We start from the raw sequence: 18,508 nt of genomic DNA on the forward strand, positions 1-18,508 counted from the left end.
CGTTGCATGCAAAAGGGGCGGCCACCGAAGTGACCACCCCTTTTGTATGTCTAACTAGTTTCCGACGCGGAAACGGGCAACTGCGGTTGCCTTGACGCCGGCCTCTTCGAGAACCTGTGCAACGGTCTTCTTGGAGTCCTTGGCGAACGCCTGGTCAAGGAGAACTTCGCCCTTGTAGAAGCCCGTGACGCGGCCTTCAACGATCTTGGTGAGAGCGGCTTCCGGCTTGCCTTCGGCCTTGGCGGTCTCTTCGGCGATGCGGCGCTCGGACTCGACCAGTTCGGCCGGGACGTCTTCGCGGCTCAGGTAGTTCGGGGCCATGGCTGCAACGTGGACGGCAACGTCGTGGGCCGCGGTAGCAGCGGCGTCGCCCTCGCCCTCAACGGCGAACAGGACGCCGACCTGGGCCGGGAGGTCCTTGGAGGTCTTGTGCAGGTAAGCGTCAACCGTGCCGCCTTCAATGCGGGCGATGCGGCGGACAACAACCTTTTCGCCGAGAACGGCACCTTCTTCGACGACAACCTCGGAAAGGGGCTTGCCGTCGACGTCGATGGCCAGCAGGGTCTCGAGGTCGGCAGCGCCGGACTCGACGGCGACGGCCAGGACCTTGTCGGCCAGCTGGATGAACTTGTCAGCCTTGGCGACGAAGTCGGTCTCGCAGTTGACCTCGATCATTACGCCCACGCCGTCGGTGACCTTGGCTGCAACCAGGCCCTCGGCGGTGGAGCGGCCTTCGCGCTTGGTAGCGCCCTTGAGGCCCTTGATGCGGATGATCTCGATGGCCTTCTCGGCGTCGCCGTTGGCCTCGTCAAGAGCCTTCTTGACGTCCATCATGCCGGCGCCGGTGCGCTCGCGCAGGGCCTTGATGTCAGCAGCAGTGTAGTTCGCCATGTGAACCCCTCTGTCTAGAAATTTATGTGTTTACGGACTGACAGGACGGCAGCCCACCGAGTGGGCCGCCATCCTGTCAGTAGCTCCCCGCGCCGAAATCCGGCGCAGGAAAGGTCCGGATTTACTTGTCTGCTTCGGCTTCGCCGGCAGCAGCTTCCGTGGCCTCGGCGGCCGGGGCTTCGACAGCTTCTGCAGCCGGAGCTTCAGCAGCTTCGGCCTTGCTGCCTTCGAGGAGCTCGCGCTCCCACTCAGCCAGCGGCTCTTCCGGGGCCTCTGCAGCACCGGTTGCGCGCTGGTTACGGGCGATGAGGCCCTCAGCAACGGCGTCGGCAACCACGCGGGTCAGCAGGTTTACGGAGCGGATGGCGTCGTCGTTACCCGGGATCGGGAAGTCAACTTCGTCGGGGTCGCAGTTGGTGTCCAGGATGGCAACAACCGGGATGTTCAGCTTCTTGGCTTCGTCAACAGCCAGGTGTTCCTTCTTCGTGTCAACAACCCACAGAACGGAAGGAGCCTTGGTCAGGTTGCGGATACCACCGAGGTTGGTTTCCAGCTTGGTGAGTTCACGCTTGAGGAGCAGGAGCTCCTTCTTGGTGTAGCCCGAGCCTGCGACGTCCTCGAAGTTGATCTCTTCGAGTTCCTTCATGCGCTGGATGCGCTTGGCGACGGTCTGGAAGTTGGTGAGCATACCGCCCAACCAACGCTGGTTGACGTACGGCTGGCCAACACGGGTAGCCTGCTCAGCGATTGCTTCCTGAGCCTGCTTCTTGGTGCCGACGAACAGGACGGTGCCGCCGTGGGCGACAGTGGCCTTGACGAACTCGAAAGCGCGGTCGATGTAGGACAGCGACTGCTGAAGGTCAATGATGTAGATGCCGTTGCGCTCCGTGAAGATAAATCGCTTCATCTTCGGGTTCCAACGACGGGTCTGGTGTCCAAAGTGGACGCCGCTGTCAAGCAGCTGGCGCATAGTTACGACGGGCATGCCGACGCTCCTTCCGGCAGGTCATTCATGAGAGAGCCACACGGGCCGCTCTTACCCTGCCAATAGTTGACGGTTAATTAGCCGGACCCGAACGGGCCTTGGCTCCTGGCATCCATTGCACTTCTCATCCGGCCAATGACTCGCCGGACCGCAAGAGGCACAATCCTCCGCAGCACTGAATCCACGAGGATTCGCAATTGGAGGGTTGGATACGCGTAGTCAGCCTGGAGCCCCCGCGCAACTGAATGAGAAGCGCTTCTGAACAAGCCTGAGGGCACAGCAAACTGCTCCACCAAGTGTACTACAGCGCCTTCGACCTCATGACCGCTTAAGCCCCGGGTTCAGCCTCTCGCCTTCGGCAGGTTTCCCGCATCGTTTTCCACATAGCCGCACTGGAGGCTTTCGGGATCTGCAGCGCCAACGAAGGCTGGTTCCATGAGAACCGCACATCTCCTGGCCAACGTTCTATTGCTCGTTGCCCTGGGCGCGCCGCCTGCCGTGGCATCGCCGCCTCCGGGCGCACCCAACCCGCCCGGCATCCGCCCGGACTGGGCGTGGCCGCTCTCCCCCAAGCCCGCCGTCCTGCGTGGTTTCGACCCTCCGGACAAGCCGTGGCTGAGTGGGCACCGCGGCGTGGATCTGCAAGCAGCCGACAACGGCGTCACGGTCGCCGCGCCTGCCGACGGCACCGTGAGCTTCGTAGGCGTCGTGGTGGACCGGCCGGTGATCACCATCGACCATGGGGGCGGACTGCGGAGCAGCTTTGAGCCAGTGGACAGCGACCTCGCAGAGGGGGCCACGGTGAACAAAGGACAAGCCGTCGGCGCCGTGAGGATCGGCCACTGCGCGGGATCACCGTGCCTTCACTGGGGAGTCCGGCACGGGGATGAGTATGTCAACCCGCTTGCCTTCGTCACGGATCTCCGGCCATCCGTATTGCTGCCCCTGGACGATGTATTGCCCCTAGACGATGTGCTGGCGCTAGACGATGGCGGAAATCCCCGTGATGGCCCGCCCGGTGACAAGGGTGTTGATTTCGTGGGTGCCTTCGTAGGAGTAGATGGCCTCGGCGTCGGCGAAGATCTTGGCCATCTCGTAGTCCGTGACAATGCCGTTGCCGCCCAGGATGCCGCGGCCCAGGGCAACGCTTTCGCGCATGCGGGCCGTGGTGAATGCTTTCGCCAGCGCGGATTGCTCGTCCTTGGCCACCCCGGCGTCCTCAAGCTGCGCGAGACGCACCATCATGCCCATGGAGCTGACGGTGTTGCCCAGGATCTGCACGAGTTGCTGCTGCACCAACTGGAACGATGCCAGGGGCCTCCCGAACTGCATCCGTTCAACCGCATAGCGGCGGGCGACGTCAAACGCTGCGAGCTGCTGGCCTACAGCCTGCCACGCAACCGAAAGCCGCGTGACTTTGAGGACCTTGTTGGTATCCCTGAAGCTGTTGGCATTGGCCAGTTTGAAGAAGTCCGGGACCACCACGTTTTCGAGGGTGATGTCGGCATTCTGAACGGTCCGCAGCGAGATCTTGTTTTCGATCTTGCTTGCCTTGAATCCAGGGAGGCTTGTGTCCACCAGGAAGCCCTTGACCTGGTCGTCGCCGAGGTCGCGGGCGAAGATCGCAACCCAGTCCGAGAAGGTGGCATTGCCGATCCAGCGCTTGGCCCCGTTGAGGATCCAGTTGCCGCCTTCGCGGCGCGCCGTGGTCCTGGTGCCGCCTGCGACGTCCGAGCCGCCCAATGGTTCCGTAAGTCCAAAGGCGCCGATTTTCTTGAGGGAGTAAATGTCCGGCAGCCAGGCATCCTGTTGCTCTTGGGATGCCAACGCCTCGATGGAACCGGTGAACAAGCCGTCGTGAACGCCCATGAACGTGGCAATTGAGGCATCGGCGCGGGTTGCCTCTGCGTGGACAAGGCCGGCGAACACGTTGGAATAGCCTTGCCGCCTTACCGGACTGACCAGGTCAATCTCAGCCAGCTTGGGAATCAGGTCCATGGGGAATTCCCCACGGTTCCAGCAATCGACGGCAATCGGCTTGACCTCACGGGAAAGGAAGGCCCGGATCTCAGCCAGCCGGTCTTGCTCCTTGCCCGTGAGCAATTGCTCAAAGCCGTAGAAGTCACCGTCGGCGTATGGGAGATTCTCAAGATCGATTGCTGCCTTGGACATGGCGCTCCTTCGCATAAGTTACTGATGAGTAACTTACAGTAACCACGGACCTCCAGACAAGCAACCAGGCATCCCGGGCTCCTTGTGCGCAAGGCAGCCCATTGTGTCTTGTTGATTCAAAGGGTTAGACGACTCGTTCCCGTGGTGCCGTCCTCATAGCTCACTTCGACCTCGACGCCATCGCTCGACGCATTCCGCAGTTCGTCTCCTGGCAACCACAGAGCGAAGTGTCCCCGGGACACGGTCGCTGTCACGTCCCCACGGGTCCGGCTCCTGTAGACGACTGCGAGAATGTCAGAGCCCGCGTCGCCGGCCGCGATGGAAATGTCGCCTGCGCTCATGGTTCCCGTCCCCAGAGCCGTGGCCGTTAACCCGCGAGGGCCCGGAACCGGGTGAGCGGTTGACTTTCCTGCCGAGCCGATCATTCCCTTACCGAAAAGACTGACGGCGTCATCAGTAATACACAGGGCCGAGAACCCGTCCTCACCCGTGAGCACCACCGTGGTCCACACGCCGCGCCGCTCGGCAATCGCCACCGCAGCCGAGTCGACGTCGTCCGCGTACATTCCACCACCCACATTCTTCTTGGACGCACGGCACTCGGCCGCTGCACTGTTACGTTCAGTCTCAGTCATGCCGGCAGGAGCGGGAGTCCAGCTGGCAAATGCCGGGTCCCCACCTGACAAGGACGGCAGGACAACCAGGCCTGCGGTGACTACCGCCACCATTCCTCCGACCACGGCGACCCTGCGGGCCGTCCATCCGGTACCTCCAAGACGACGACCTTTGCCGGCAGCGGTTTTCGTCGACGGGCCCGGGGATGGCGCCTGCACCGGGGCGGTGGACAAGATGCGGAGAAGATCGGCACGGGCCCGTTCATTGTCGACGGGGGCCTTGTGGTCCGCGACGTCCAATGATCGAAGGAGAGTGTCGATCTCTTGATTGCGGGTCATGGCGTGGTTGTCCTTTCGAAGGAAGCCGCAGGTGTACTGGAGTGCCGGGGTAGGTGTTCGAGAAGGAGGCGAAGCGCTCGGCGGGCACGGCTCAGTCGAAGACGGAAGGCAACCGGTGAGATGCCGAGTACCGCAGCTGCCTGTGGTGCGTTGAGGTCTTCGAAGACAACAAGGCCCAGGGCCTCCTGATGGGTCTCGGAAAGCGCGCACCATGCTTTGCCCAGGTCAATGCGATTCACGATCGGGTCTGCGTCCTCGTCCAGGTAGGCGAGAGCTGCGGCATCCGCGAGACGGACACCGAGCGCCAGGCGACGCCGTTCGCCCCGGTGGGTGTTTAGAAGAATGTTGCGCGTGATGCCGAAGATCCATGCTCTCGCGTCGTCATGGCGGCTCGGCAGCTCATCGAGGCGTCGCCACACGACAAGGAATGCGTCGGCGACGACGTCTTCGGCGTGGTCCGGGTGGGCGCGGCGCTGAACAAATCTCATGAGCTCCGGGTGGACCAACTCATACAACAATCTGAAGGTGCGCTCCCGGTCAGGAGCTTTGGAAGGTTGCCTCATGCTCTATACCTGTCTGCCACCCGACCCAGTGTGTCGCGCCCAGGGAACTGATGCCGGGAACCGACCCTCGTGGCCATCCCGGCCAAGCGATTCAGGCTTCGGGGCCAAGCCGGGCTCGGAGCCACGCGTCCATGTGGCCGACGGCGGCCCGGCCCATCCCCGTCCCGTGTCCGGTGAAGCCGTGAGGGGAGGCGGGATAGATACGCAGGTCGACCTGGACACCGGCGTCCGACATCCGTCCGGCCATGGCGAGATTGTCTTCCAGGAGGATGTCCTCGCTGCCGATCACGATCATGATCGGCGGCAGGCCGGCGAGCTCGGCGAAGAGTGGTGAGAGGTCGGGGTGTGTGCGATCCGGCGTGTTCCCGGCATAGGCGTCAAGAAAATACTCGTCGGCGATGAGGCGTCCGGCCGGCGTCGTCGCGGAGAGGTCATAGGTGCCGAACTGCAGCACGCCGCCGCTAAATGCCGTAACCCCGCGGTCGCGCAACCGGACAAGCGTAGCCATCGCCAGCGTCGCACCGGCAGAGAAGCCACCGATAGCGAGTTTCGCTGTGCCAAAACGGCCTTCGGCGTGCTCCACCAGCCACAGCGCCGCTGTCTCGCAGTCGTCGGGGGCGGACGGCCACGGGTGCTCGGGAGCGAGCCGGTAATCCACGCTGACCAATGCAATGCCGAGCGCGTCCGCGAGCCGCCTGTTGCGAAGGTCGCTTCCGGCGGCCGAGCCCATGTAGAAGCCGCCGCCGTGGATTTCCAGGAACACGCCCGCCACCGGCTTGCCGACCGGCAGGTGGATCCGCACCGGAACGCTTCGGCCAAGCGCGCTAGCCAGCTCTGCGATTGGCCGTGGATCACACTCTGCGGGTGCTGCCATGGCCGCTCGGAATGCGAGCAGCTCTTCCCGGCTGCCCGGACCACGGCCAGACGGCCTGCGGGCGTAGAAGGCGCGGGACTCATCGACGAATGTCCACAGGTCAGGATCGATCAGCGAGGGCAATTCGACGTTCACAGGATAACTCTAGGATGCGCATCCGGCTCGTGAGTTCAGTAGCTATTGCCCGCAGCCTGCCGTGGCGGGTTCGGCCCGGTAGGAGCAGTATGGAGGGATGAACGCTCCCAGCGCCGAAAGTCCGGCGCAGGGTAGCTCCGTTGGTTCCGGGGCTCGCCTGCACCCGTGGAGCCGTTATGTGGCCTTAGGTGATTCGTTCACCGAAGGGGTGGGAGATCCGGAGCCGCGCAGCCCGGGAGGCCTGCGGGGGTGGGCGGACCGGGTCGCGGAAGAACTGAGCACCGGACACGAAGATTTCGCTTACGCGAATCTGGCGGTCCGTGGACGGTTGCTCCATCAAATACTGGACGAGCAGGTGGGCCCCGCGCTAGCGCTGCAACCGGATCTGATCACTCTCAATGCCGGGGGCAATGACCTGATCTTCCGCAGAAGCGATCCCGACAAACTCGCCGTCCGGATGGACGCCGGCGTGCAACTTCTTGCCTCGACCGGCGCAACGATTGTTTTGTTCGCCGGCCCGGACTGGGGTGCTACGCCCGTGCTGGGCCGCACCCGCGCCAAGGTAGCCATCTTCAACGAGAACCTGCGGACCATCGCCGCGCGCCACGACGCGATAATCGCCGACCTCTGGGCCCTGCGCCAACTCACCCATCCACGAATGTGGGATCCGGACCGCCTGCACTTCTCCCCCCTGGGCCAGCACACCATCGCCATCATGGTGCTCGATACCCTCAACGTCTCCCACACCTTGGAACCGATGACACCGAAAGACCTACCCGGGCGCACCTGGCGCGAAGCAAGGACCGATGACATTATCTGGGCACGCGAGCACTTGTTCCCATGGGTCCTGCACCGTCTCAAACAAGGAATCTCCGACGACGGGCGGCACGCAAAGCGGCCCGATCCGGGCCCGGTCTTTGGCGCCTGGATGCCACCAGGGACCTTCCTGGGAAACGATCCACCAAGCTGATTGCAGTCTCTCCCCACAGGATTTCCCAAGGATTTCCCCGGGAACGCTACTCTTGGCCGTCCTACCTGTGAGCATTGTCTGGGGACGACGATTCGGGCCGCTCCAGTGGGATGGGGCCACCGACACGGGAGAAGTTGAGGAAGATGTCCGACGCCGGACCAGCAAGGCATGACACGGGAGTCATGCGGATGCTCGAGCTGGAACTGCGGACCGATGGTGTCGTCCACATGATCTGGAAACCGAAGGGGACCATCGAGGCCTCCCATGCGCTTGCGGCAATGGCGGCCGTCGAGGAAACCTGCCGGGGGTCCCAGTATCCGTTGCTGGTCGACATCTCAATGACGGAGGGTCTCAGCCGTGATGCCCGCTCCATCTTCTCCACTTGCGCCGCCTCGCGGATTGCGTTGCTTGGGTCCAGCCCGGTGGATCGGGTCATTGCCAGCCTTTTCCTCGGCGTCCACAAGCCGCCGTGTCCGAGCCGCTTTTTCACGTCCAGGAACGAGGCGATGGCATGGCTGGACCAGTCCGGCGGGCACTTCGTTCCGACGGGACAAGGGATAGAGGGAACCTCGTGAGATCTGAACCTGCATCACAGGACTTTCCGCTACGGCCCGGTGGCAATCTGGAGCGTGGCGGGCTGAGTGACCGGATCCCGGGACAGTCGGTCATCGAGAAGTTGCTCGCCGACAGGGCAGGTGCGTCCTCGCGGTCCTTTCTCGGCCGTATTTTCGGTGCTGACCCGCTGACCCCGGACAACCACCCCTGGTACAAGGGCGCCCTCGGCGAAGTAGCAGTTGGGAGAATCCTTGAACGTCTAGGACCGGAATGGACGGTCCTGCACGCCGTCCCGGTCGGCGCCGGCACATCGGATATCGATCACGTTTTGATAGGTCCGTCAGGGGTCTTCACCCTCAATACCAAGAACCACACGGGTCAGTCCGTCTGGGTGGCCCTGGTTGCAGCGGCGGCCTTCCGGGCGGGGACCTGGCACCGGAGCCCGCCGGCCGGTGCGGACGCCGCATCTCTCCAGCATGAATTCGCCGCGCTTCGTACTCTCGTTGACCGGGCGCGGCTCCGGCGGGCGGGATGGATGCTTGCCCTGTCTATCCTCGCCCTGGTTGTCCTGGCCAATCTCACGCGATTCTTCTGATTTCAATCTGCCCCCATCGCCCGATGACGAAGGCGGCCTTGTAACGCGCGCTGTTCTCGGCAGGCTGCCTATCGCTGGAAGGATGTGCGTGCTTTGGACTCCCGAGTGAATTTAGCCTTGGTCCTATGAGACCTGTGGCCACCCTTGTGACTGGTGTGGCATTCGGCCCTCTCCTGGCCCGACGGGCAGGTGCACGTTTTCTCAAGATCTCCGCACGCTATTGCAACCCACCGGTAAGTTACCGCAAGGTAACTAGGGATGCCGCGGACATAGGGGTTCGCGGCCAAGAGAAAGGCAAGGCCATGCGCCGATTCCGACTCACCGCCGTGCTCGCCGCTGCAGCGCTTACGATTGGACTCTTCGCCGCACCCGCGGCTCAGGCCGACTCGATCTCGCCGGACCCGCCCGGAGCCAACGATTGGACGTGCAAGCCGTCGAGCGTACATCCGTACCCGGTGGTCCTCGTCCCGGGAACGTTCGAGACGATGTTCAAGAACTGGGCGCTGCTTTCACCGGTGCTCAAGGACCAGGGGTACTGCGTCTTTTCGCTCAACTACGGCGTGGTCAATGGCGTCCCCGCCAGCGGGGCAATCCGCAACTCCGCAGTTGAGCTTGCGACGTTCGTGAAATCAGTTCTCGGCGCGACGGGCGCGAAGCAGGTCGACCTCGTCGGGCACAGCCAAGGCGGGATGATGCCGCGCTACTACATCGGCTTCCTCGGTGGCGCCAAGTACGTGCACCATCTCGTTGGCATTGCTCCGTCGAACCACGGCACACAAGGCCTCATCGCGCCGTCTCCCGCGGGGATGATTCTCGACACGACCGCAACGAGCACCCTGTGCCAGGCCTGCACGGACCAGCATGCCGGGTCGGCGTTCATGGCCGAGCTCAACTCGATCGGCGACGCCGTACCCGGCCCGTCCTACACCGTGATTTCGACCCGATACGACGAGGTCGTTACCCCTTATGCGAGCCAGGCTCTTGTTGGGCCGGTGAAGCAAGTGTCCAACCTCGTGCTCCAGGACTACTGCCCCCTCGACACCTTCGAACACGATCAATCTCCCAACGATCCAAACGTGTGGTCCCTTGTCTCCAACGCGCTTCTCCAGAGCGGCCCCGCAGATCCGACGTATCGCCCGGAGTGCGTCTAGCAACCCGGGGTGGGTCTAGCAACCCGGAGTGCGTCTGGCAATACGTAAAAGAGCCCCCGAACTGCGTTTCCGCAGCTCAGGGGCTCTTTTCGGGTAGGGCTACTCGGACTTGAACCGAGGACCTTAGGAGAATGATTTCGCGTTTTTCATTAGTATTCGGTGGATGCCAAAAATGCCTAGATTCCGCGGCAAAATGGCCCAAATCGGGCGACGGGCATGTCATCATTTTTCGTTGCGCGCCATCGTTTCCGGTGGGTAAACGGTGGGCGAATCGCGATATGAGGTTCAACCCGCGCCAACCGTCATGCCGCTTGCTTCTTCCGCTCGCATGAAGAGGAATAAGGGCCGGCGACTTCCTGGCCCGGCGATCAACGATAGATACGACGGAGACATTGATGACGACAAAGCCAGAAGCCAACAGCACAGCGGAGGCTGCCGATGAACAATGGCTGAGCCCGAAAGACATTTGCACCCAATTACAGATTCCTGAGCAGACGTTCTACCAGTGGAGGGTGAAACATATCGGCCCCCGCGCCTACAGAATCGGCCGACATCTGAGGATCAGCCGGAGCGACTTCAACTCGTGGTTGTCTTCGCACATGGAAGCATAGACACTGGCCGGGACGGCGGCATCCTCGCAGGATTCGCGGCAAAGTCCGCCGCCGAGATACGCGCCCGCCAACATGCTCGCGAAGAGGCACAGGGATCATCGCTGTTGTCGTTCGGATACTCGATCATCGCTGGGCGGGTCCTCCGCGCAACCAGGGCGCTTCGCGCCTGTCCCAATCCGAAACTTCGTTCGGCGCTCCTACGTCGCTTATTTCCTCGCGAACTTTTGGATTGTTCCCGGTTCCCCAAGTTGCACTCCGGCCCTCCATGCCCAGCAGACGATCCTTTATCAGAACGACGCCGAAACCTAACGGCCTACGCAAGTGGCCATCAGGATGCCCGATGGTGCTCCAGAAGGACCAAAGACGCTTCGTCGACCTCCAGCCCTGCTCACTCACTGTGGGTACGTGCGGCCAGTTCTGCAATTTTCCGGGCTGCCGGAGAGAAGTAGGACGATTCGCGTTGCACCAGGGCAAGCGTGTCGTAGAGAGGATCAACGAAATGCACGACCTTCAAGTTTTCTTGGAAACGCCCTGCTCTTGACTCACGAGTTTCCGCCCGTCTAACGGGCGGATCGTCGCTAAGCCGTTCCTGCGCATGGGCTGCGTCATAACGGGCGTGCAAATTCTTGTCCTGCTCCTGGGAAGTTTTGATAGACCCGCGACAGCGCGGCTGGGCAGAATTGCCAGGTGCCGGCCGCCTCATGAACATTCGGTTGAGCCTGCCTGATTCCGACGGGATATGATCCGGGATCATGAGCGCAACGCCGAAGACCATTGGGAATGTCCGCGCAGTCTTCCTTGACGTGGACGGCACGTACGCCGACTACGGCGTTGTCCCCGAGGGCCATGTGCGGGCTGTGAGGGCGGCGCGCCGGGCCGGGCACCGCGTTCTTTTGTGCACGGGACGCCCGCTGTCCATGTTGCCCGAGAGTATTCTCGCCGCGGGCTTCGACGGTCTCGTGGCCAGTGCCGGCGCTTACGTGGAGGTACACGGAAAGGTACTCGTGGACCGGCGCTTTCCGGCCGGCCTTGCGGCCAGAACATTACAGGCGCTTGACGCTCACGACGCCGTGTACGTGCTGGAGGCGCCGGACCAGTTGCGCGCGCCGTCGGCAGGGCTGGCGCGCTTGCGCACTATCCTTCAAGCCCATTTCAGCAAGGGCCCCGGCGGCCCGGTCGGTTCTTCGGCCATCCTCGACGCTGTCCGCTCGGCCGAGGACGCTGCGGTTGTGCGTTTCGCCAAGGTGTCCGTGTTCGACTCGCCAGTGACCATGGAGTCTCTGTCCGGGCAAATCGGCGGGGAGGTCGCGGTGATCGCCAATTCGGTGGCCGACGAGGGCCGGCACGCGGGGGAACTGTACCAGCGCGGGATCAGCAAGGCTGACGGGGTTGCGGCGGTCATTGCCCATCTTGGCATTGCCCGCGAAGACACGGTTGCCGTCGGTGACGGTGCCAACGACCTGGAAATGATCGCGTTCGCTGGGGTCGGAATAGCCATTGAAGGGTCCCTTCCCGAGCTTGTCGCGATCGCTGATGGCATGGCTGCCGGGCCCAGGGAGGAAGGGCTCGTCACAGCTTTTGCCGAACTGGGCCTTATCTGAACGATCCGGCGCGGGGACTTTCATCGAAAGTGCCTGTTGACATGACGGCTGTGACACAGCTAACCTTCAATTAATTCGTCTCACGAACAAACTAAGCCCTTTAGCCTAGACGGAGTCTTGAAAGGAGATAGCATTGGCTTCCAGCTCAACGCTCCGTCACATCAATCAGGCCCGGGTGCTGGATGCCCTGAGGAAACATGGACCACGTTCCCGCGTGGGACTCTCCGAGCTTCTCGGGCTCCAGCGCTCGACGATTACCGTTATCACCGGGGCCCTCATGGACGAAGGGCTTGTCCGCGAGGTTCACGATGACGCGGTGTCCCAGAAGGGTGCCGGACGGCCGCGCGTGCAGCTGGAACTCTGCCCTGATGGGGCGTATTTCGCCGGACTCGATCTCGGCAATGAGATCTCCACGGCGATAGTTGTCGATCTCAGCGGCGCGGAAGTCGGCAGGGCATCGGCCGCAACAGACCGCACCGACCCGGCTTCCGCCGAACGGAAACTGCTCGAGCTCCTCGGGGCCATCCTTGGCGACCACGACGAAGTGCGCCCACGCCTCCAAGGCATTGGCATCACGGTGCCGGGCACGGTGGTCGAGGGCAAGATCGAACGGGCCCCCATCCTGGGATGGCGCCAGGTCAGCTTCGGCGACGTCATTGCCCGCGAAACCGGACTCCCGGTCCTGATCGACAACGACGCCAACGCGGCGGCGATCAGCGAAGCGCAATTCGGAATCGGGCGTGACAGCAGCGACCTGCTCTACATCCTCCTGGACACCGGCGTGGGAACCGGACTCGTTCTTGACCGCCGCGTCTACCGCGGAAGCCTCGGCCAGGTGGGAGAGGCCGGGCACATCCGCATTCCACAGGGCGCCACTCCCCTCGCCCAGTGGCCCAGCGTTGAAAGTGTCATCGGCCTTTCGGCCCTGCGGGACAGGTACATCGCCCTTGGTGGTACCGCCGCGGATTTCGACGGCATGCTGCAGGAACTACGGGACGGCGAGCAGTCAGCAGCAACAGCCGTCACTGAATGGCAGCAGCACCTAATCTGGTTCACCTCCACCCTCGTCTGGATGCTGTCCCCGCAGCTGGTCGTGTTCGGTGGGCGCACCTCGGCCATCCTCGAGACCGACGAAGCGATGTCCGCCGTCGTCCGCGGCACCGAAGCCGATCCGGAACGGACCAACTTCGCCGTCTCCGCCTTCGGCACGGACGCGATTGCCATGGGAGCCGCAGCCCTTCCGATGAGCGAGTTCTTCTCCCTTCCCGTTTTGCGTCCCGAGCAATCAAACGCTCCGCGACGCGCAAGAACCTCAACCGGTTCCACCGCCTGAGGCCCGCGCGGCACAGCCGCAGCACACCCCCATCCATATTAATTCGTTCGCCGAACGAACATCAAAGGAGATATTCGATGGAATCCTTGACAGACACCCCGGCTCGCCGCGAACGCGGAAAGGCGCTGCGTTTCGTTGCGGCCGCCGGGATCACGGCGCTGGCCTCGGCCCTGGCCTTGACGGGTTGTTCGCCGGCGTCCAGCAGCGCGGACGCTTCTAAGACCATCACGGTCCTGGCTCCCCCGGACAGTTCGGGCTCGATGCAGAAGCTCATCGATCAGTACAACAAGGACCATGCCGGCGGGACGCAGATCAAGGTCGATACCGCCCAGACGGACATGAGCGCATACTTCGACCAGTTGCGGACGCAGTTCACTGCGGGCAGCGTCAAAGACGACGTCGTCATCGGCGACGTGACCTGGGCCGCCCAGCTGGCCGACAACGGTTGGGTCCAGGACCTCTCGGACAAGTTCCCCAAGAGCGAGCAGGACAAGTTCCTCCCCGGCGGCATCGCCGCCGACTCGTGGAAGGGCAAGATCTACGGAGTGCCGTGGTTCAACGCGACGGCGTACCTCTTCTACCGCAAGGATCTACTGGCCAAGTACGGCTACACCAGCCCGCCCAAGACCTACGACGAGCTCGAGACCATGGCAAAGAAGGTGCTCGCCGGCGGTGACGTCAAGGACGGTTACCTCATGCAGGGCGCCAAATACGAGGGCCTGGTGTGCAACGCTGCCGAGTTCGTCTGGAACTCCGGCGGGGACATTCTGGACCCGCAGGATTCGAGCAAGGTCGTCGTCAACGGCGCCCAGGCCACCGCGGGCCTGGCCCGGATGCGCCAGCTTGTTGCCGACGGCGTCGCCCCGGCGGCCTCGACCACGGACAAGGAGCAGGAGAACTACACCGACTTCTTCAACGGCAACGCCCTGTTCATGCGCAACTGGTCCGACTTCTACCGGCTCGTGAACGACCCGAAAACGTCGAAACTGACCGCCGACCAGGTCGGGGTCGCCTCGTTGCCGGTGGCCCAGGCCGGGCAGACGAGTTCCTCGTCCCTGGGCGGATGGAACCTGTTCATGAACGCCTCCAGCACCAACAAGGACGCTGCCTGGGACGTCATCCAGTACCTCTCGAGCGATGCGGCCCAGAAGGTGCGCGCCACCGACGGCGGATTCCTGCCCACCCGTGCCGCCCTGTACAGCGACCCGGACGTGAACAAGGCCAATCCGCTGACCGTGATCGGCAAGGACGCGGCGTTCAACGCACGCTCGCGGCCCGTGACCCCGTTCTATTCCGACGCTTCCCTGGCGATGCAGGACTCTTTCTACAAGATCCTCAGCGGCCAGGAGCCCGCTGCCCAGGCCACGACCGAGCTGCAGACTGCCCTTGAGAAAGTGGTGAAGGCAAAGTGAGCCAGACGGCGACACTGCACCGGCGGAGCCGGCGGATCAAAGAGTCCCGTTCGCTGCCGTACCTGCTCATCGCCCCGGCCGTCCTGATCGTGGGCGCGGTCGTGGTCTGGCCCGTGGCCCAGACCGTCTGGCTGAGCTTCTACGCGGGCACGATCCGGCGCACGGGCGACTTCGTCGGCATCGGGAACTACCAGGCCCTGTTCGCGGACCCCAACTTCACCCGTGCACTTGGGAACACCCTGGTCTTCACCGTGTGCAGTGTCGCCGTCGAACTTGTCCTTGGCACGGTGGTGGCCCTGATCATCAACCGCAGCTTCCGCGGCCGCGGCCTGCTGCGGGCCGTGACCCTCGTGCCGTGGGCCTTCCCCACCGCGATCTCGGCAATCATGTTCCGGCTGATGTTCAACGACCCCAACGGCGTCCTCAGCTGGATCGCCTACGGACTCGGCCTGATCCACCAGCCCGTCCTGGGCAGCCAGGACCTCATGGTCGTCGCTGCGGTCACGGTCGACATCTGGAAGACCACCCCGTTCGTGGCGCTGCTCATCCTCGCCGGCCTGCAGACGATCCCGGGCGAGACCCTCGAGGCCGCCTCGGTGGACGGTGCCGGCGCCATCCAGCGGTTTTTCCGGATCGTCCTGCCCCTGCTGATCCCCTCGGTGCTGATCGCCGCGCTGTTCCGGACCCTGGACGCGTACCGCGTCTACGAGCTGTTCTGGGTCATGGGCAACCGGCAGGTGGACTCCCTCTCCACCTACGTCTACGAAGGCGTCAGGGTCAGCCAGCTGCAGTTCCCCACCGGTTCCGCGGCATCCGTGTTCGTCTTCGTCTCCGCTTTCGTCATCGCGTTGTTCTTCGTCATCGCGCTCGGCCTCCGACGCAACAAGGTCTGAACCCCATGAGCATCTCCACCGAAAAGTCCTCACCTGCCCGCACCGCCGCCCCCGCCCCGCCCGCCAGCCGACGGCGGGAGCGGGGACTGTGGGCCTTCCGGCTCCTCCTCGTCTGGCTCTTCGTCGCCAGCGTCGCCCCGCTGGCGTGGATCCTGAGGATGAGCTTCTCCCACCCCGGCGACATCCAGCGCCCGCCCCTCGAACTGCTCTTCGCCCCGGTCACGATGGACTCCTGGGGACGGATCTTCGGCGACCAGACCTTCCTCGGAACTCTCGTGAACAGCGTTATCATCGCCTCGACCACGACCGCGGTCTGCATGGCCATCGGCTCCCTCGCGGCCTACGCATTCGCCCGCTTCAGGTTCCGCGGGTCCAACGTGGCCCTGGTCCTGATGCTGATGGTCAGCTTCTTCCCCCAGGTCTCGGTCATCATCCCCCTGTTCAAGCAGTTCGTGGGCTGGGGCATCATCAACAACTATCCCGCAGCGATCATCCCCAACATCGTTTTCTCGCTCCCGACGACGGTATTCGTCCTGACGGTCTTCTTCCGCGAGATCCCGGACAGCCTCGAAGAAGCCGCCAAGATCGACGGCGCCACGCAGCTGCAGACGTTCACCCGCGTCATGCTCCCGCTGGCCGTGCCCGGTTTGCTCACCGCCGCAATCCTGACCTTCGTGAATTCCTGGAACGACTACCTGTTCGCCAACACCTTCCTCTTCGACGCCTCGACCTGGACGGCGACCGTGCAGATCCCCCAGTTCGCCACCCAGTACTCGATCGACTACGGAGCACAGGCAGCAGGTGCCCTGGCCGTGACCGTCCCCTTGGTGCTGGTCGTGATGATTTTCCAGCGCAACATCGTCTCCGGCCTCACCTCCGGCGCCGTGAAAGGCTAGACCCCTTCCTCCCCTATACAAGAAGAGCTGTTTCCGCCGCGCGGGTTGCGTCCACCGGGGAAACAGCTCTTCTGCCTGCCTGGAAACAGGTCGCCTTTCCGCACGGCAGTCCGTCCTCTGATTGGCCTTTCGGTGGCCGTTAAATGGCGATGTCCCCTGGCATGCCAAGATCGGTTGGCACGGCAGGGGACAACCAGGTGCGGCTATTGTGCGTCCAGGTCGGTTTCCAGGAGGGCAGCCAGCTCCTCCAGGGCGGCCCCGGCCCCCGGGCCCTCGGCACGCAGCACCACACTGTCTCCGTTGCCGGCGCCGAGGGTCATCAATGACAGGATGCTTGACGCGTCCAACGCTTCTTCCTCCGGAGTTCCGGCCAGGGCGATGGTGACGTCGACATCCAGCCGGGCTGCCGCGTCAGCGAAGATCGCTGCGGGGCGCGCGTGCAGTCCGGAACGGCTGGCGACGACGGTGGTTCTTTCAGGCATGGATGTCTCCTTGGGTTGTGGGTTCTTGCTCGAAGTTGTGCCGCTTGCTGCGGCAGGGGGGCGGGAGGGGGCCGTGCCGCACGGCGGGCTCCGGTGGTTGTCAGGTCAGGAAGAGGCGGTTTTGCCGGGTCCGGTTCCGAACGATTCCGCTGCGCGTTTGCCGGCGGCAGCCGCCCAGCGCACCGGTTCATTCATGGCCGTCCGGGAATGGCCTGCCAGTTCGTCAAGACCAAGGGCCCAGGTTCCAGGGTCGGCCCTGAGCCGGCCTGCGATGAGGGCTGATCGGACGCCTGCCTCCGCGGTCCGTTGCAGGACGTTGCCCACGAGTTTGCCGGTGCGGCTTTGACCATCGAATGATCCCTCACCGGTTATGACGACATCTGCCCGGCGGATCCGCCGGTCCAGCTGGACGAGTTCAGCGATCCGGTCAGCACCCGAATCCACGGTGGCGCCATAGGCTGCCATGAATCCGTAACCGGCACCTCCCGCAGCCCCGGCCCCGGGAGCGTCCGGGTGGTGCCCGGCCAGACGTGCGAAGGACGTCAGTGCCTGATCCAGGATCTCGACCTGCTCGGGCGAGGCACCTTTCTGGGGCCCGAAGACAGCCGCGGCACCGCGTGGACCTGTCAAGGGTGCTGTCACGTCGGAGAGCAAGGTGATGCCGCCCGGTACCGGGAGCATGCCCGTGAAATCAAGGGAAGCGACCTCCTTCAGCCCGGCCCCACCCTCGGGAAGGTCGCGGCCCTCCGAATCACGGGCCACCGCCCCCAGTGCGCGCAGTGCACCCAAACCGCCGTCGGTTGATGCGCTGCCGCCAAGCGCCAGCCACACCTCGTGGGCTCCGTCCTCGACGGCAGCCCTGACGATTTCGCCGACACCGCGAGTGGTGGCTGTCAGCGGAGCCAGTTCATCCATGAACGGCAGTCCTGCGATCTGGGCCAGCTCGACGACGGCGACGCCGCCCGGGAGCTTTAGCCATTCGCCGCGCCGGGGTCTGCCGTCGGGCCCGGTAGCGCCTTCGATCCTTCGCCGCGCAGCCCCGGGTACGGCAGCTTCAATGGCGTCCAGCGTCCCCTCTCCTCCGTCAGCGAGGGGAACGAGTTCAAGCCCATCCGACGGTCGCACGGACGCCCAGCCCTGCGCAATGGCAACTGCCGCTTCGTGGGCAGTGAGGGTGCCCTTGAACGAATCGGGCGCTATCAGAACGCGCAACGACGACGATGTGGGTTCCTGATCCTCTTTCATAGAACGCACACACTACCATTAATTCGCGTCATGAACAATTTACCTCAGTTCCGCCTGTAGGCCTTGACACTGCGATGCGCCGGTCATAAAGTTCTATTAATTCGACTCGCGAACAAACACGCGGAAGTCGACCAGCTCCAAACCCCAAGCAGCCGCGCCACGCAAGGCGAAGGCACTTTTCAACTCAAATA

General features: G+C 63.6%; 18 protein-coding genes and 1 pseudogene. 11 read left to right on the forward strand and 8 right to left on the reverse strand.

Translation table 11 applies throughout. The features are described from left to right. Window positions 1-54: 54 nt before the first annotated feature. Window positions 55-891, reverse strand: coding sequence for a translation elongation factor Ts (gene tsf / locus ACFVTG_RS20660; protein WP_184735951.1), 837 nt, complete (start codon window positions 889-891; stop codon window positions 55-57). A 121-nt stretch (window positions 892-1,012) separates the two neighbouring features. Continuing rightward, window positions 1,013-1,876: a 30S ribosomal protein S2 gene (gene rpsB, locus ACFVTG_RS20665; protein WP_284752650.1), complete on the reverse strand. Its 864-nt coding sequence runs from the start codon at window positions 1,874-1,876 to the stop codon at window positions 1,013-1,015. 435 nt (window positions 1,877-2,311) lie between these two features. Between rpsB and ACFVTG_RS20670 the strand changes: the two are divergent. Beyond that, a pseudogene (locus tag ACFVTG_RS20670) lies at window positions 2,312-2,767 on the forward strand (M23 family metallopeptidase); the annotation flags it as partial. A 90-nt stretch (window positions 2,768-2,857) separates the two neighbouring features. Here the strand turns inward: ACFVTG_RS20670 and ACFVTG_RS20675 are convergent. The 4 genes from ACFVTG_RS20675 to ACFVTG_RS20690 form a co-directional block, all read right to left on the reverse strand. Then, window positions 2,858-4,048 (reverse strand): acyl-CoA dehydrogenase family protein, encoded by a 1,191-nt coding sequence (locus ACFVTG_RS20675; protein WP_390282710.1) that lies wholly within the window; start codon window positions 4,046-4,048, stop codon window positions 2,858-2,860. A 116-nt stretch (window positions 4,049-4,164) separates the two neighbouring features. After that, the gene (locus ACFVTG_RS20680) at window positions 4,165-5,001 is read right to left on the reverse strand and encodes a hypothetical protein (RefSeq protein WP_390282711.1); all 837 of its coding nucleotides are present in this window, start codon (window positions 4,999-5,001) and stop codon (window positions 4,165-4,167) included. Then, window positions 4,998-5,564, reverse strand: coding sequence for an RNA polymerase sigma factor (locus tag ACFVTG_RS20685; RefSeq protein WP_390282712.1), 567 nt, complete (start codon window positions 5,562-5,564; stop codon window positions 4,998-5,000). Before ACFVTG_RS20685 ends, ACFVTG_RS20680 begins: the two co-directional genes overlap by 4 nt. Before the next feature lie 91 nt (window positions 5,565-5,655). Further along, complete coding sequence (locus ACFVTG_RS20690; protein WP_390282713.1) at window positions 5,656-6,573, reverse strand: alpha/beta hydrolase; 918 nt, start codon at window positions 6,571-6,573, stop codon at window positions 5,656-5,658. 97 nt (window positions 6,574-6,670) lie between these two features. Between ACFVTG_RS20690 and ACFVTG_RS20695 the strand changes: the two genes are divergently transcribed. The 10 genes from ACFVTG_RS20695 (at window position 6,671) to ACFVTG_RS20740 (ending at window position 16,590) form a co-directional block, all read left to right on the forward strand. Beyond that, complete coding sequence (locus ACFVTG_RS20695) at window positions 6,671-7,543, forward strand: SGNH/GDSL hydrolase family protein (RefSeq protein ID WP_390282714.1); 873 nt, start codon at window positions 6,671-6,673, stop codon at window positions 7,541-7,543. A 182-nt stretch (window positions 7,544-7,725) separates the two neighbouring features. Further along, on the forward strand, window positions 7,726-8,118 hold the full coding sequence (locus ACFVTG_RS20700; RefSeq protein ID WP_390282715.1) for an STAS/SEC14 domain-containing protein: 393 nt from the start codon (window positions 7,726-7,728) through the stop codon (window positions 8,116-8,118). After that, complete coding sequence (locus ACFVTG_RS20705) at window positions 8,115-8,693, forward strand: nuclease-related domain-containing protein (protein ID WP_390282716.1); 579 nt, start codon at window positions 8,115-8,117, stop codon at window positions 8,691-8,693. The genes ACFVTG_RS20700 and ACFVTG_RS20705 overlap by 4 nt, the downstream gene beginning before the upstream one ends. Window positions 8,694-8,995: 302 nt before the next feature. Continuing rightward, window positions 8,996-9,844, forward strand: coding sequence for an esterase/lipase family protein (locus tag ACFVTG_RS20710; RefSeq protein WP_390282717.1), 849 nt, complete (start codon window positions 8,996-8,998; stop codon window positions 9,842-9,844). Between the two features lie 395 nt (window positions 9,845-10,239). Next, on the forward strand, window positions 10,240-10,455 hold the full coding sequence (locus ACFVTG_RS20715) for a helix-turn-helix domain-containing protein (RefSeq protein ID WP_390282718.1): 216 nt from the start codon (window positions 10,240-10,242) through the stop codon (window positions 10,453-10,455). A gap of 752 nt (window positions 10,456-11,207) precedes the next feature. Beyond that, on the forward strand, window positions 11,208-12,056 hold the full coding sequence (locus ACFVTG_RS20720) for an HAD-IIB family hydrolase (protein WP_390282719.1): 849 nt from the start codon (window positions 11,208-11,210) through the stop codon (window positions 12,054-12,056). A gap of 133 nt (window positions 12,057-12,189) precedes the next feature. Beyond that, window positions 12,190-13,389: an ROK family protein gene (locus tag ACFVTG_RS20725; protein WP_390282720.1), complete on the forward strand. Its 1,200-nt coding sequence runs from the start codon at window positions 12,190-12,192 to the stop codon at window positions 13,387-13,389. Window positions 13,390-13,466: 77 nt separating this feature from the next. Continuing rightward, window positions 13,467-14,801 (forward strand): ABC transporter substrate-binding protein, encoded by a 1,335-nt coding sequence (locus ACFVTG_RS20730; protein ID WP_390282721.1) that lies wholly within the window; start codon window positions 13,467-13,469, stop codon window positions 14,799-14,801. Beyond that, on the forward strand, window positions 14,798-15,694 hold the full coding sequence (locus ACFVTG_RS20735; RefSeq protein WP_390282722.1) for a carbohydrate ABC transporter permease: 897 nt from the start codon (window positions 14,798-14,800) through the stop codon (window positions 15,692-15,694). The genes ACFVTG_RS20730 and ACFVTG_RS20735 overlap by 4 nt, the downstream gene beginning before the upstream one ends. Before the next feature lie 5 nt (window positions 15,695-15,699). Continuing rightward, on the forward strand, window positions 15,700-16,590 hold the full coding sequence (locus tag ACFVTG_RS20740; RefSeq protein WP_390282723.1) for a carbohydrate ABC transporter permease: 891 nt from the start codon (window positions 15,700-15,702) through the stop codon (window positions 16,588-16,590). Window positions 16,591-16,793: 203 nt separating this feature from the next. On the opposite strand, the gene ACFVTG_RS20745 is transcribed toward ACFVTG_RS20740, so the two are convergent. Beyond that, a complete protein-coding gene (locus ACFVTG_RS20745; RefSeq protein ID WP_390282724.1) occupies window positions 16,794-17,072 on the reverse strand; it encodes an HPr family phosphocarrier protein in 279 nt (92 codons plus the stop codon). 105 nt (window positions 17,073-17,177) lie between these two features. Further along, the gene (locus tag ACFVTG_RS20750) at window positions 17,178-18,317 is read right to left on the reverse strand and encodes a glycerate kinase (protein ID WP_390282725.1); all 1,140 of its coding nucleotides are present in this window, start codon (window positions 18,315-18,317) and stop codon (window positions 17,178-17,180) included. Window positions 18,318-18,508: the final 191 nt, after the last annotated feature.

Origin of the sequence: Arthrobacter sp. NPDC058127, assembly GCF_042884555.1 — a bacterium.
GTDB lineage: Bacteria > Actinomycetota > Actinomycetes > Actinomycetales > Micrococcaceae > Arthrobacter.

Excerpts from the sequence above, each read along its gene's own strand:
- tsf (WP_184735951.1), bottom strand. The coding sequence starts at position 891 with ATGGCGAACTACACTGCTGCTGACATCAAGGCCCTGCGCGAGCGCACC.
- rpsB (WP_284752650.1), bottom strand. The coding sequence starts at position 1,876 with ATGCCCGTCGTAACTATGCGCCAGCTGCTTGACAGCGGCGTCCACTTT.
- ACFVTG_RS20675 (WP_390282710.1), bottom strand. The coding sequence starts at position 4,048 with ATGTCCAAGGCAGCAATCGATCTTGAGAATCTCCCATACGCCGACGGT.
- ACFVTG_RS20680 (WP_390282711.1), bottom strand. The coding sequence starts at position 5,001 with ATGACCCGCAATCAAGAGATCGACACTCTCCTTCGATCATTGGACGTC.
- ACFVTG_RS20685 (WP_390282712.1), bottom strand. The coding sequence starts at position 5,564 with ATGAGGCAACCTTCCAAAGCTCCTGACCGGGAGCGCACCTTCAGATTG.
- ACFVTG_RS20695 (WP_390282714.1), top strand. The coding sequence starts at position 6,671 with ATGAACGCTCCCAGCGCCGAAAGTCCGGCGCAGGGTAGCTCCGTTGGT.
- ACFVTG_RS20700 (WP_390282715.1), top strand. The coding sequence starts at position 7,726 with ATGCGGATGCTCGAGCTGGAACTGCGGACCGATGGTGTCGTCCACATG.
- ACFVTG_RS20710 (WP_390282717.1), top strand. The coding sequence starts at position 8,996 with ATGCGCCGATTCCGACTCACCGCCGTGCTCGCCGCTGCAGCGCTTACG.
- ACFVTG_RS20715 (WP_390282718.1), top strand. The coding sequence starts at position 10,240 with ATGACGACAAAGCCAGAAGCCAACAGCACAGCGGAGGCTGCCGATGAA.
- ACFVTG_RS20720 (WP_390282719.1), top strand. The coding sequence starts at position 11,208 with ATGAGCGCAACGCCGAAGACCATTGGGAATGTCCGCGCAGTCTTCCTT.
- ACFVTG_RS20730 (WP_390282721.1), top strand. The coding sequence starts at position 13,467 with ATGGAATCCTTGACAGACACCCCGGCTCGCCGCGAACGCGGAAAGGCG.
- ACFVTG_RS20740 (WP_390282723.1), top strand. The coding sequence starts at position 15,700 with ATGAGCATCTCCACCGAAAAGTCCTCACCTGCCCGCACCGCCGCCCCC.
- ACFVTG_RS20745 (WP_390282724.1), bottom strand. The coding sequence starts at position 17,072 with ATGCCTGAAAGAACCACCGTCGTCGCCAGCCGTTCCGGACTGCACGCG.
- ACFVTG_RS20750 (WP_390282725.1), bottom strand. The coding sequence starts at position 18,317 with ATGAAAGAGGATCAGGAACCCACATCGTCGTCGTTGCGCGTTCTGATA.